12 protein-coding genes are annotated in these 12,294 nt (G+C 59.1%); 6 read left to right on the forward strand and 6 right to left on the reverse strand.

The window, feature by feature from the left end; translation table 11 throughout:
* Nucleotides 1–257 precede the first annotated feature (257 nt).
* On the reverse strand, nucleotides 258–1,109 hold the full coding sequence (locus AABM55_RS20765; protein ID WP_347927638.1) for a glycine betaine ABC transporter substrate-binding protein: 852 nt from the start codon (nucleotides 1,107–1,109) through the stop codon (nucleotides 258–260).
* Between the two features lie 288 nt (nucleotides 1,110–1,397).
* On the opposite strand from AABM55_RS20765, the gene AABM55_RS20770 reads away from it, so the two are divergent.
* Nucleotides 1,398–2,993, forward strand: coding sequence for a beta (1-6) glucans synthase (locus AABM55_RS20770; RefSeq protein WP_347927640.1), 1,596 nt, complete (start codon nucleotides 1,398–1,400; stop codon nucleotides 2,991–2,993).
* 140 nt (nucleotides 2,994–3,133) lie between these two features.
* On the opposite strand, the gene AABM55_RS20775 is transcribed toward AABM55_RS20770, so the two are convergent.
* Together AABM55_RS20775 and AABM55_RS20780 are read right to left on the reverse strand one after the other, a co-directional pair.
* The gene (locus tag AABM55_RS20775; protein ID WP_347927642.1) at nucleotides 3,134–3,505 is read right to left on the reverse strand and encodes a hypothetical protein; all 372 of its coding nucleotides are present in this window, start codon (nucleotides 3,503–3,505) and stop codon (nucleotides 3,134–3,136) included.
* A 33-nt stretch (nucleotides 3,506–3,538) separates the two neighbouring features.
* Entirely contained in the window at nucleotides 3,539–3,730 is a 192-nt protein-coding gene (locus AABM55_RS20780; protein ID WP_146016098.1) for a hypothetical protein, read from the reverse strand.
* Here AABM55_RS20780 and AABM55_RS20785 point away from each other — a divergent pair.
* Together AABM55_RS20785 and AABM55_RS20790 are read left to right on the forward strand one after the other, a co-directional pair.
* The gene (locus tag AABM55_RS20785) at nucleotides 3,729–5,027 is read left to right on the forward strand and encodes a serine/threonine protein kinase (RefSeq protein ID WP_054593432.1); all 1,299 of its coding nucleotides are present in this window, start codon (nucleotides 3,729–3,731) and stop codon (nucleotides 5,025–5,027) included. The two genes, AABM55_RS20780 and AABM55_RS20785, sit on opposite strands and share 2 nt — an antisense overlap.
* Complete coding sequence (locus AABM55_RS20790) at nucleotides 5,020–5,811, forward strand: VacJ family lipoprotein (protein WP_054593433.1); 792 nt, start codon at nucleotides 5,020–5,022, stop codon at nucleotides 5,809–5,811. Before AABM55_RS20785 ends, AABM55_RS20790 begins: the two co-directional genes overlap by 8 nt.
* A gap of 99 nt (nucleotides 5,812–5,910) precedes the next feature.
* On the opposite strand, the gene AABM55_RS20795 is transcribed toward AABM55_RS20790, so the two are convergent.
* Nucleotides 5,911–6,825: a DUF808 domain-containing protein gene (locus AABM55_RS20795; RefSeq protein ID WP_347927645.1), complete on the reverse strand. Its 915-nt coding sequence runs from the start codon at nucleotides 6,823–6,825 to the stop codon at nucleotides 5,911–5,913.
* A 132-nt stretch (nucleotides 6,826–6,957) separates the two neighbouring features.
* On the opposite strand from AABM55_RS20795, the gene AABM55_RS20800 reads away from it, so the two are divergent.
* Nucleotides 6,958–7,563 carry a TetR/AcrR family transcriptional regulator gene (locus AABM55_RS20800; protein WP_054593435.1) on the forward strand — a complete coding sequence of 202 codons (606 nt, stop codon included), beginning with the start codon at nucleotides 6,958–6,960 and terminating at the stop codon, nucleotides 7,561–7,563.
* A gap of 72 nt (nucleotides 7,564–7,635) precedes the next feature.
* On the opposite strand, the gene AABM55_RS20805 is transcribed toward AABM55_RS20800, so the two are convergent.
* Together AABM55_RS20805 and AABM55_RS20810 are read right to left on the reverse strand one after the other, a co-directional pair.
* Nucleotides 7,636–8,769: a hypothetical protein gene (locus tag AABM55_RS20805; protein WP_347927647.1), complete on the reverse strand. Its 1,134-nt coding sequence runs from the start codon at nucleotides 8,767–8,769 to the stop codon at nucleotides 7,636–7,638.
* A gap of 37 nt (nucleotides 8,770–8,806) precedes the next feature.
* Nucleotides 8,807–9,247, reverse strand: a complete 441-nt coding sequence (locus AABM55_RS20810; protein ID WP_347927649.1) for a heme-binding protein — start codon at nucleotides 9,245–9,247, stop codon at nucleotides 8,807–8,809.
* A 268-nt stretch (nucleotides 9,248–9,515) separates the two neighbouring features.
* On the opposite strand from AABM55_RS20810, the gene gcl reads away from it, so the two are divergent.
* Together gcl and hyi are read left to right on the forward strand one after the other, a co-directional pair.
* Nucleotides 9,516–11,291, forward strand: a complete 1,776-nt coding sequence (gene gcl, locus AABM55_RS20815; RefSeq protein ID WP_347927651.1) for a glyoxylate carboligase — start codon at nucleotides 9,516–9,518, stop codon at nucleotides 11,289–11,291.
* Between the two features lie 145 nt (nucleotides 11,292–11,436).
* Nucleotides 11,437–12,219 carry a hydroxypyruvate isomerase gene (gene hyi, locus AABM55_RS20820; protein ID WP_054593439.1) on the forward strand — a complete coding sequence of 261 codons (783 nt, stop codon included), beginning with the start codon at nucleotides 11,437–11,439 and terminating at the stop codon, nucleotides 12,217–12,219.
* The last annotated feature ends 75 nt before the right edge of the window (nucleotides 12,220–12,294 follow it).

The following is a 12,294-nucleotide window of genomic DNA, read 5'->3' on the forward strand; positions in this document are numbered from 1 at the left end:
TAGTTGGAACGTATCCACTCTATGCGGCTGCAGAACAGGTTCCAGACGACCTTAGTATTAGAACGACATGACCATTTCGCCAATTATCAGTCGATAAAAAGCGCCCCTCCCCAACAAAAATACAAAAGCCACCTACATCACTGTAGGAGCACGGCTTGCCGGCGATGACGTCCTTAAGACCGCATCGCGAGCAAGCTCGGCTCCTACTGTGATATCAGGTGGCCCTGGAACGTGCTGACCAGACGCGTCAGATCAAATTACTTGGTCCACTCGGCGACGCGCGCCGGGTGTTTGGCCACCCAGTCCTTGGCTGCCACTTCAGGCTTGGCACCATCCTGGATCGCCAGCATGACTTCGCCGATTTCGTCTTTCGACGCCCACTGGAAGTTCTTCAGGAACTTCGCAACTTCCGGCGCTTTGGTTGCCAGCTCTTTGCTACCGATGCTGTTTACGGTTTCAGCTGCGCCATAAACGCCTTTTGGGTCTTCCAGGAAGCGCAGTTTCCACTTGGCGAACATCCAGTGCGGCACCCAACCGGTGACCGCGATGGATTCGTTTTTCTTCTCGGCACGGGTCAGCTCGGCAATCATGCCGGCACCGGAACTGGCCTTGAGGGTGTAGTTGCTCAGACCGTAATCCTTGATCGCCTGATCGGTCTTGAGCATCACGCCTGAACCGGCGTCAATGCCGACGATACGACCTTTGAAGCTCTCGTCGGTTTTAAGATCCTCAATGGTCTTGGCCTTGACGTACTCCGGCACGATCAGACCGATTTTCGCATCCTTGAAGTTCGGGCCGTAATCGACGACCTGATCCTTGTTCTTCGCCCAGTATTCGCCATGAGTTACTGGCAGCCAGGCCGACAGCATTGCATCGAGTTTACCGGTGGCTACACCCTGCCACATGATCCCGGTGGCCACGGCTTGCAGTTTCACGTCGTAGCCGAGCTTTTGCTTGATCACTTCTGCAGCCACGTTGGTGGTGGCGACGCTGTCCGACCAACCATCGACATAACCGATCGTCACTGCCTTGCTTTCGGCGCTGGCCATAGTAGAACTGATCGCCAGCACCAAAGCCGCACCTGCGCCCAAGAGTAGTCGCATCTTCATCGTTACTTCCCCGAAAGTGCTGCGCCCGACGGATGCCGAGCAGCGTCAATGTATTGTTATGGTGCCCAGCGCCCCCATCACGCCTCACCGCAAACCCGTTCGAACATCAGCGGAGTACTGACGAGTCGATAATCAACCTCGCGCCTGCGGCGACCTGCTCTGCCTGCGACCTCAAGGCATCGAGAAACGACATCAGAACGCCAGTAATCGCGCCCTGCAAAAATGCCCCTGCGAATCCCGCCTGAACTTTGCATGTCAAAACCATGCAGGTCACCAAGCACGGGACAAATGCAGGTAAGATGCGCGGCTTTGTTCCCAGACGGCCTGACCATGCCCGCCACCTCGCGCTTCCCCTTCTTCGCTTATCTATTTGCCTGCCTGCTAGGCCTGCTTGCCCTTGGTGGTTACTGGTACGGGCTCGGACAACCGGTGCTGCTGCCGGACGTGGCCAGCGCCACGCACAAATTGCAGTGCGCCTCGTACACACCATTCGACAAGGACCAATCGCCATTCGATCAGCCGTTCAAACTGCGCCCTGAACGCATGGACGCCGACCTCGCGTTGCTGGCAACCCGCTTCGAGTGCATTCGCACCTATTCGATGACCGGTCTCGAAGCGCTGCCGGACCTGGCGCGCAAGCATGGCCTGAAGCTGATGATCGGCGCCTGGGTCAACAGCAACCCGGTGGACACTGCCAAGGAAGTCGAACTACTGATCGCCGAGGCCAACGCCAACCCGGACGTGGTCAGCTCAGTGATCGTAGGCAACGAAACCCTGCTGCGCAAGGAAGTCACCGGCGCGCAATTGGCCAAGCTGATCAACCACGTCAAGAGCCACGTCAAACAGCCAGTGACCTACGCCGACGTCTGGGAGTTCTGGCTCAAGCATCCTGAAGTCGCCCCGGCGGTGGACTTCCTGACCATCCACTTGCTGCCGTACTGGGAAGATGATCCGTCCAACATCGACGCCGCCCTGCAGCACGTTGCCGAGGTTCGGCAGATCTTCGGCAGCCGCTTCGCGCCCAAGGACGTGCTGATTGGCGAAACCGGCTGGCCGAGTGAAGGTCGTCAACGGGAAACCGCCGTACCGAGCCGCGTCAATGAAGCCAAGTTCATTCGTGGTTTTGTGGCGATGGCCGAGCAGCAAGGCTGGCACTACAACCTGATCGAAGCCTTTGACCAACCTTGGAAACGCGCCAGTGAAGGAGCGGTCGGCGGTTACTGGGGGCTGTTCGACGCAAACCGCCAGGACAAGGGCGTACTGGCAGGCCCCGTCACCAACCTGCCGTTCTGGCCGCAATGGCTGGCCGTCGGCGGCCTGATCTTCCTCGGTACGCTGATGCTTGGCGGCCGCGTACGCAGTACTCGTGCAGCGTTGATATTGCCACTGCTCGGTGCGGTCGCTGCATGCTCCATTGGCACCTGGGGTGAGCTGGCTCGCGCTACCAGCCGCTTTGCCGATGAGTGGATCTGGGCTGCGTTACTGACCGGCCTGAACTTTTTGGTGCTGGCCCATGCAGCGTTGTTCCTCAGCGCCAGAACCGGTTGGCGTGAACGCGCCTTCAATGCACTGGAACGTCGCGCTGGCTGGCTGCTCGCTGCCGCCGGATTCGCTTGTGCGGTGATGATGCTGGGGCTGGTGTTCGAACCGCGCTATCGCAGCTTCCCGAGCGCCGCCCTGCTACTGCCAGCGCTGGTCTATCTGATTCGCCCGGTCGGCGCACCGCGCCGGGAAATTGCACTGCTGACTTTCATCATCGGCGCCAGCATCGCCCCGCAGCTGTACCGCGAAGGCCTGTTCAACCAGCAAGCCTGGGGCTGGGCGCTGGTTTGCCTGCTGATGATTGCCGCGCTGTGGCGCAGCTTGCGGGTTCGCAATACCTGATAAATCGCATTGATTATCGGCGGTCCTTTGTGGCGAGGGGGCTTGCCCCCGCTGGACTACGGAGTAGTCCCGAGTCCAGCCGGTTCACCACGAGCTTTTTACGGCTGCTTCGCAGCCGAACGGGGCGGTGCGGCGTTCCGTCAAGCCCCCTCGCCACACGCCCGCACCAACCGCAACCCTGCGATCACCACGGCAAATACCGCAATGCCGGTGTTGTACAGCGCCAATGCCGGAAATCCGAACACCAGCGCCAACACCGCCAGCCACCAACCAGCCCGGCCCGGCACCACAAAGCCCAGCACCGCTGCCGCCAATGCAGCCCCGCCCATCACCTTGAAGTGAATCATCAAGCCGAGGGTCGAGCGCGCCTGGCATTCCCAACGGCTTGCCTCATCAACGCAGAGACCCACCCACTGGGCATCCTCCATCAGGACATAACGCAGGCCATAACTGGCAGCCAGCCACAGCGGCAAGGCGATAAGCAAAATAATGACGGGCAGACGGCGAGACATGAAGCACTCCGATAAACGAAAACGGCGCCCAGCTTAATCGCCCGCCAGCCGTAAGCAAGCGAGACCCGTAGAAATCTGTTCAGACAATCGCTGCAAAGTGTATCGTTCAGCCGCTATTGATCCGAATTCAGCCTCTTTGGTGCCGCCGCATGGCACTTTGGCGCAGCAGCGGTGGTCATAGCCTGCGAACATCATCAGGTACCTTCCTCTAAGGGAATTAGTCATGCTCCGTTCCTTGCGCTTTGCTGCCTTGATAAGCGGCGTTATTTTGAGTGCGTCCGCACTGGCGGCAGACATCGACGCCGTCAGTTATGGCTACCCCTTGACCAACCCGTTCGAGGCGACCATCGCCACGACCCCGCCGGAGTTGCGTCCCGAGTTGCCGTCCGATGACGCGATCCATCAATCCGACTACACCCTGAAGCTGCGCCCGGAACGCGAGTTCGACCTGCCGGACAATTTCTGGCCAGTGAAAAAGCTCACCTATCGCATGGCCACACAGGATCACGCCGCACCGCTGATTTTCCTGATTGCCGGCACCGGCGCACGCTTCGATAGCAGCATTAACGAATACCTGAAAAAGCTCTACTACAAGGCCGGTTATCACGTCGTGCAACTGTCCTCACCGACCAGTTTCGACTTCATGAGCGCCGCTTCCCGCTTTGCCACCCCGGGCGTGTCCAAGGAAGACGCCGAGGACATGTACCGCGTGATGCAAGCGGTGCGTGCACAAAACCCGAAGCTGCCGATCACCGACTACTACCTCACCGGCTACAGCCTGGGTGGACTGGATGCGGCGTTTGTCAGCAAGCTGGATGAAACCCGACGCAGCTTCAACTTCAAGAAAGTCTTGCTGCTCAATCCTCCAGTCAACCTCTACACCTCTGTCACCAACCTCGACAAGCTTGTGCAAACCGAGGTCAAGGGCATCAACAACAGCACCACGTTCTATGAACTGATGCTCAACAAGCTGACGCGCTACTTCCAGCAAAAAGGCTACATCGACCTCAACGACGCGCTGGTCTACGACTTCCAGCAATCGAAACAGCACCTGAGCAACGAACAGATGGCCATGCTGATCGGTACCTCGTTCCGTTTTTCGGCCGCCGACATCACCTTCACCTCGGACCTGATCAACCGACGCGGCCTGATCACCCCGCCCAAGTTTCCGATCACCGAAGGCACCAGCCTCACGCCATTCCTCAAGCGTGCACTGCAATGTGATTTCAACTGCTACCTCACCGAGCAGGTGATCCCGATGTGGCGCGCCCGGACCGACGGCGGCAGCATCTTGCAGTTGATTGACCAGGTCAGCCTCTACGCGCTCAAGGACTACCTGCACGACAGCCCGAAAATTGCCGTGATGCACAATGCCGACGATGTAATCCTCGGCCCGGGCGACCTCGGTTTCTTGCGTAAAACCTTCGGCGATCGCCTGACGGTTTACCCTCACGGCGGCCATTGCGGCAACCTCAACTACCGCGTCAACGCCGACGCCATGCTGGAGTTCTTCCGTGGCTAAACACCTCCTTCTGCTTGCTGCACTGCTTGGCGCAGTCGGCTATGCCCATGCCGACAACAGCAAGGCCAACTCCACGACTGTGGTTGATCAGGACGGCTTCACCGAGCCGATGACCAAACTCAAGTTCAACCCGGGACTGGACCAGCGTGAGTTCGAACGCTCGACCCTGAATGCGCTGAGTGTCTATGACCCGCTGGAGTCGTGGAACCGTCGGGTCTACCACTTCAACTACCGCTTCGACCAATGGGTGTTTCTGCCGGTGGTCGACGGTTATCGCTACGTCACCCCAAGCTTCCTGCGCACTGGCGTCAGCAACTTTTTCAACAACCTGGGTGACGTACCCAATCTGGTGAACAGCCTGCTGCAGTTCAAGGGCCAGCGCTCACTGGACATCACCGGGCGATTGCTGCTCAACACGACCCTCGGCATCGGCGGCCTGTGGGACCCGGCCACCGCCATGGGCCTGCCGCGCCAGGTCGAAGACTTCGGCCAGACGCTGGGCTTCTACGGGGTTCCGGGCGGCGCTTACTTCGTACTGCCAATCCTCGGCCCCTCGAACCTGCGTGATACCGCAGGCCTTGCGGTCGACTATACGGCGGAGTCGGCCATCAACTACCTGAACGTCTCGAAAGTCAGCGCAAACCACCCGGAAATCTGGGTCCTGCGCAGCATCGACAAGCGCTATCAGACCAACTTCCGCTACGGTCAGCTGAACTCGCCGTTCGAGTACGAGAAAGTGCGTTACGTGTACACCGAAGCACGCAAGCTGCAGATTGCCGAGTAAGGCATTCAGCGGGTAACAAAAAAGGCCATTCGATATGAATCGAATGGCCTTTTTTATTTAGCTTTGCATACATCGCAAAGATCGCAGCCTGCGACCTTTTCAGCCTTTTACAGCCCGCCAAACTTTGCTGACGGCCATCACACCCGCCAACACCACCGCACCGGCAATAATCCCCGCCACTGCGTTGAGCAACGTCGGCACGATAAACCCGGCACCGCCCGCCACCGCGCCGGCACTTTCGATCCAGTGATGCACCACCGGCACACCGTGGGTCAGGATCCCGCCGCCGACCAAAAACATCGCCGCGGTGCCGATCACCGAGAGGCTTTTCATCATGTACGGCGCGGTGCGCAGGATCGCGCCACCGATGCTTTTGGCCAATTGCCCAGGCTTGCGGGTCAGCCACAGGCCAAGGTCGTCGAGCTTGACGATACCCGCCACCAGGCCATAGACGCCGATGGTCATGACGATAGCGATGCCTGAAACCACGATCACTTGCTGCATCAGCGTTGCACCGGCGACGGTGCCGAGGGTGATGGCGATGATTTCAGCCGAAAGGATAAAGTCGGTGCGCACCGCGCCTTTGATCTTGTCCTGCTCGTATGCCACCAGATCTGTCGCCGGATCAGCGACGGCTTCAACCAACTGCGCATGTTCCGCCTGATCTTCAGCCTTGCTGTGCAAAAACGAGTGAGCAAGCTTTTCGAAGCCTTCGAAACACAAGTAGGCCCCACCGACCATCAACAAGGGTGTGACCAGCCAAGGAACGAATGCACTGATGGCCAACGCCGACGGCACCAGGATCAGCTTGTTGCGAAACGAGCCCTTGGCCACGGCCCAGACCACCGGAATTTCCCGCTCGGCGCGGACACCGGATACCTGCTGGGCGTTGAGCGCCAAGTCGTCGCCGAGCACGCCGGCGGTTTTCTTCGCGGCCATCTTGGTCATCAGCGCGACATCGTCGAGTACGGCGGCGATATCGTCGATCAACACCAGCAAACTGCTTCCTGCCATGGGTCAGGCTTCCTTGGTATATAAATGTTGCGCAGCATAGCGTGCCGCGGTGCCCAAGTGCATTCTTGAGCGCTGCGCAAGGCCGGTGCTACCATGCGCAACCGCCAGTATCGGCAAGGAATCACCTGGTTTATGAGCACTATCCGCGAGCGCAATAAAGAACTGATCCTGCGTGCCGCCAGTGAAGAGTTTGCCGACAAAGGCTTCGCTGCGACCAAAACCAGTGACATCGCGGCCAAGGCGGGGTTACCCAAGCCCAACGTCTATTACTACTTCAAATCCAAGGAAAACCTCTACCGCGAGGTCCTGGAAAGCATCATCGAGCCGATTCTCCAGGCCTCGACGCCGTTCAACGCGGATGGCGTGCCGAGCGAAGTGCTCAGCGGCTACATTCGCTCGAAGATTCGCATCTCCCGCGACCTGCCGTTCGCATCCAAGGTGTTTGCCAGCGAGATCATGCACGGTGCGCCGCACCTGAGCGCCGACCTGGTCGAACAGCTCAACGCCCAGGCCAAGCACAACATCGACTGCATCCAGACCTGGATCGATCGCGGCCAGATCGCCCCGATCGAGCCCAACCACCTGATGTTCAGCATCTGGGCCGCGACCCAGACCTACGCCGACTTCGACTGGCAGATCTCCGCCGTCACCGGCAAGGCCAAACTGGATGAAAGCGACTACGAAGCCGCGGCGCAAACCATCATTCGGTTGGTGCTCAAGGGCTGCGAGCCGGACTGATTAAGAGATCGCAGCCTTCGGCGGCTCCAACGCGTTCGGCAAGGGGCTGGCGAAGCCTGCGATCTGTTGGTCTCAGGCTTCAGTGCCCATCATCCAACGCAACGCCAGCGGTAGTGATGTTCTCCAGTCCTCCGGGAAGAAGTGTCCCCCGTCATGGGTGGTGGACTTGACCTCGTTTCCTTCACTAAACAGTTTGCGGAAATCGGCACTCATCTGCTGATTACCCGGCCCTTCCATTTTCCCGTTGATTACGTAAACCTTTTTCCCACGAGCCTTGCTCACCGTAGGCGTCGGCTGATTACCGCCGGGTGACAACAGCAACGCTCCGGCGTAATCCTCAGGATGCTGTGCCAACAGCGCGCCGGCATGCTGAGAGCCCTGAGAGAACCCCATCAAATAAACACGCTTGCGGTCGATGCATTGTTGCGCGGCCAGTTCTTTCAGGCCGTTCTGTACCGCTTTATGTGTTCCCTCGAAACCTGGACCGATCCAGCGAAAGCTGTCGACAGCGTTGATCATTTCCGTGCCGTTGATCCCCAACACAATTGCCCCGGTGTCGGCGAGCGGCTGATAACTCTCATCCACCTCACCGTTGACGCCGTAACCATGCAGCCATACCAACACGGGACGACAAGCCGCCGGAACGGGGATAGTTGCAGGAGGATTCAACACTGAAATCGCGCCAACCTTGCCTTTGGCGATCTTCGCGTAACGCTGCTGAGCATTGGCCAACACGCTCTTGAAGGTCGACGTCTGACGCAGATCGGCAAAGTCTTCGTCACCCGCCAGCTGCGGACCGAACCACAGGCCTCGATCATCGGCCACCTTCAAAAAGCGCTCCGCCAGCTTGTCATCCCCGCGTCGGGCAAATAGCGCCGCCACTTGATAAGGCGCCAGTATTTGCTTGTGGTCTTCACGGGTGGCAGCCAGGTAAACGGCGATAGCCTGCAGGGTATCCGTGGATTCGAGTTTATCGGCTCTAACCATTAATTCGTCAGCGTCTTCGCTGTTGAGCAACGCGCTGACAACCGGACTTAGCGCCTGAAAAGCAATGTCATCGGCATCCAGAGTTTCGGCGTGCGCAGAAGAAATGCCTAGAGCCAGAATCGCAGACAGGGTAATACCAAAAAGCGTTTTCACGCGGGATCTTCCTTGATACAGAACGAGAGGGGGCGACAGTCTATAGACGTCACCCTCTCTCGTCACCGCTATCCTTTAACAGACGATATCGGCTTACTCCAGATCAAGCACTGACTCCCGCATCCGCCCGCAACCCCTGTTCCTCGATGGCGTTGATCGCGCATTGCTCGTCGATGTCCGAAGTGTCGCCGCTGATGCCGATGGCCCCCAGCACAACCCCGTCCTGATCACGAATCAGCACCCCGCCCGGTGCGGGTATGACGCTGCCCTGCCCCAGGCTGTTCAACGCGGCGATAAACGCCGGGCGCTGTTGCGCGTCCAGTGCCAATAGCCGCGAGCCCTTGCCCAGCGCGATCGCGCCCCAGGCTTTGCCGATGGCGATCTGTGGACGAAGCAGGCTCGCGCCGTCTTCGCGTTGCAGGCTCAACAAATGCCCGCCCGCATCGAGTACTGCAATGGTCAGCGGTGCCGCGGCGATCTTGCGCCCCGCAACGATAGCCCGATTGGTCAGGCTGACTGCGACTTTCAAGGTTAAAGCGCTCATGGGTGCCGTCCTTATCTTGTTATGGGAAAGCCTTTGGGGTTCTGTTTGTTGAGAAGCCCGATGCAACAAATAGAACACAATGAATTATTTTTTTGTATACAATAATTCTCGAAATACGGCTCATGCGACGAAACGCCACAGTATTTATGGCCCTCCGACGAATGAAACAGCCGCTTGAGAAAATGGATTGACCTGCGCCGTCCGCCGTGAATACACTCTGCGCAAAGCCACTTGTATACAATTACAAAACGTAAAGAGGCACAAAACCATGAGCAAAATGAGAGCAATCGAAGCCGCCGTTCTGGTGATGCGCCGTGAAGGGGTTGATACCGCTTTTGGCATTCCGGGCGCTGCAATCAACCCGCTGTACTCCGCCCTGCAAAAGGTCGGCGGCATCGATCACGTCCTCGCTCGCCACGTTGAAGGCGCCTCGCACATGGCCGAGGGTTACACCCGCACCAAGGCTGGCAACATCGGCGTGTGCATCGGCACCTCCGGCCCTGCCGGTACCGACATGGTCACCGGGCTTTACAGCGCCTCGGCCGACTCGATCCCGATTCTTTGCATCACCGGGCAAGCACCCCGTGCCCGTATGCACAAGGAAGACTTCCAGGCCGTCGATATCACCAGCATCGTCAAGCCGGTGACCAAGTGGGCGACCACCGTTCTGGAGCCGGGCCAGGTGCCTTACGCGTTCCAGAAAGCCTTCTATGAAATGCGCTCCGGCCGTCCGGGCCCGGTACTGATCGACCTGCCGTTCGACGTGCAGATGGCTGAAATCGAATTCGACATCGACACCTACGAACCACTGCCATTGGCCAAGCCCGCGGCAACCCGCAAGCAAGTCGAGAAAGCCCTGGCCATGCTCGATCAGGCTGAACGTCCATTGCTGGTAGCCGGCGGCGGCATCATCAACGCCGATGCCAGCGACCTGTTGGTGGAATTCGCCGAGCTGACCGGTATTCCGGTGATCCCGACCCTGATGGGTTGGGGCACGATCCCGGACGATCACCCGCTGATGGTCGGCATGGTTGGCCTGCAGACTTCGCACCGCTACGGCAACGCGACGATGCTCAAATCCGACGTGGTGCTGGGCGTGGGTAACCGTTGGGCCAACCGTCATACCGGTTCGGTCGAGGTGTACACCGAAGGCCGAAAATTCATTCACGTCGACATCGAGCCGACCCAGATCGGCCGCGTATTCACCCCGGACCAGGGCATCGTTTCCGACGCCGGCCTGGCGCTGAAAATGTTCATCGAAGTCGCCCGCGAGTGGAAAGCCGCCGGCAAACTGAAGGATCGCAGCGCCTGGTTGCAAGACTGCCAGCAACGCAAGGCCAGCCTGCACCGCAAGACTCACTTCGACAACGTGCCGGTCAAACCGCAGCGCGTGTACGAAGAGATGAACCAGGTGTTCGGCAAAGACACCTGCTACGTCAGCACCATCGGTCTGTCGCAGATTGCCGGCGCGCAGTTCCTGCACGTCTACAAACCGCGTCACTGGATCAACTGCGGTCAGGCCGGCCCTCTGGGCTGGACCATTCCGGCAGCGCTGGGCGTGGTCAAGGCCGATCCGAGCCGTAAGGTCGTGGCACTCTCGGGCGACTATGACTTCCAGTTCATGATCGAAGAACTGGCGGTGGGCGCGCAGTTCAAACTGCCGTACATCCACGTTGTGGTGAACAACTCATACCTGGGTCTGATCCGTCAGGCGCAGCGCGGTTTCGACATGGACTACTGTGTGCAATTGTCCTTCGACAATCTCAACGCACCGGAGCTCAATGGTTACGGGGTGGACCACGTAGCGGTTGCCGAAGGTTTGGGTTGCAAGGCGTTGCGCGTGTTCGAGCCGGCGGGCATCGCCCCTGCCCTGCGCAAGGCCGAGGAGCTGATCGAGGAGTTCAAGGTTCCGGTGATCGTCGAGATCATCCTGGAGCGCGTGACCAACATTTCCATGGGCACCGAGATCAACGCCGTCAACGAATTCGAGGACCTGGCGCTGGTCGGCAGCGACGCACCGACAGCGATTTCGTTGCTGGATTAAGAATGACTTGTCACCTGTAGCAGCTGCCGAGGCACGAGGCTGCGTTGGGCTGCGAAGCGGCCCCCGACGGCGGTCCTGCGGACACGCAACGCAGCCTCGTGCCTCGGCAGCTGCTACAGGCACATATTTTTTACAGGAGACCACCATGCCGCGTTTCGCAGCCAACCTGTCCATGCTGTTTACCGAGCAGGATTTTCTTGCCCGCTTTGAAGCGGCCGCCAAAGCCGGCTTCAGTGGTGTCGAATACCTGTTCCCTTACGATTTCAGCTCCGCCGACATCAAGGCTCAACTGGATGCCAACGGTCTGACCCAAGTGCTGTTCAACCTGCCGGCCGGTGACTGGGCCAAGGGTGAGCGCGGGATCGCCTGCCATCCGGATCGCGTGGAAGAGTTCCGCGCCGGCGTCGATCTGGCGATCGCTTATGCACAGGTTCTGGGCAACACCCAAGTCAACTGCCTGGCCGGTATCCGCCCACAAGGCGTCGACGACGCCACCGTGGAAAAGACCTTTGTCGCCAACCTCAAATATGCCGCCGACAAGCTGCAAGCGGTGGGCATCAAACTGGTAATGGAAGCAATCAATACCCGCGACATCCCGGGCTTCTACCTGAACAACACCGCCCAGGCGCTGTCGATTCGCGAACAAGTGGGCAGCGCCAACCTGTTCCTGCAATACGACATCTACCACATGCAAATCATGGAGGGCGACCTGGCCCGCACCATGGCGACGCACCTGGAGGAGATCAACCACATTCAACTGGCCGACAACCCGGGCCGCAACGAGCCGGGCACCGGTGAAATCAACTACCGCTTCCTGTTCGAACACCTGGACCGCATCGGCTACCAGGGCTGGATCGGCTGTGAATACAAGCCGCTGACCACCACTGAAGCGGGTCTTGGCTGGTTGAAAACCCATAACGCAATCTGATCGAAGACCGCGTCATCGTTCATCGCGGGCAAGCCTGGCTCCTACAGGAGTCAGGTTTACCTGTAGGTGCAATTG

This window comes from Pseudomonas helvetica, from assembly GCF_039908645.1.
Taxonomy (GTDB): domain Bacteria; phylum Pseudomonadota; class Gammaproteobacteria; order Pseudomonadales; family Pseudomonadaceae; genus Aquipseudomonas; species Aquipseudomonas helvetica.

Bases quoted from the DNA above. Each gene is read 5' to 3' on its own strand.
- AABM55_RS20785 (WP_054593432.1), top strand. From the start codon at position 3,729: ATGCTCCGTTCCTTGCGCTTTGCTGCCTTGATAAGCGGCGTTATTTTG.
- AABM55_RS20775 (WP_347927642.1), bottom strand. From the start codon at position 3,505: ATGTCTCGCCGTCTGCCCGTCATTATTTTGCTTATCGCCTTGCCGCTG.
- AABM55_RS20810 (WP_347927649.1), bottom strand. From the start codon at position 9,247: ATGAGCGCTTTAACCTTGAAAGTCGCAGTCAGCCTGACCAATCGGGCT.
- gcl (WP_347927651.1), top strand. From the start codon at position 9,516: ATGAGCAAAATGAGAGCAATCGAAGCCGCCGTTCTGGTGATGCGCCGT.
- AABM55_RS20795 (WP_347927645.1), bottom strand. From the start codon at position 6,825: ATGGCAGGAAGCAGTTTGCTGGTGTTGATCGACGATATCGCCGCCGTA.
- AABM55_RS20780 (WP_146016098.1), bottom strand. From the start codon at position 3,730: ATGACTAATTCCCTTAGAGGAAGGTACCTGATGATGTTCGCAGGCTAT.
- AABM55_RS20770 (WP_347927640.1), top strand. From the start codon at position 1,398: ATGCAGGTAAGATGCGCGGCTTTGTTCCCAGACGGCCTGACCATGCCC.
- AABM55_RS20800 (WP_054593435.1), top strand. From the start codon at position 6,958: ATGAGCACTATCCGCGAGCGCAATAAAGAACTGATCCTGCGTGCCGCC.
- AABM55_RS20765 (WP_347927638.1), bottom strand. From the start codon at position 1,109: ATGAAGATGCGACTACTCTTGGGCGCAGGTGCGGCTTTGGTGCTGGCG.
- hyi (WP_054593439.1), top strand. From the start codon at position 11,437: ATGCCGCGTTTCGCAGCCAACCTGTCCATGCTGTTTACCGAGCAGGAT.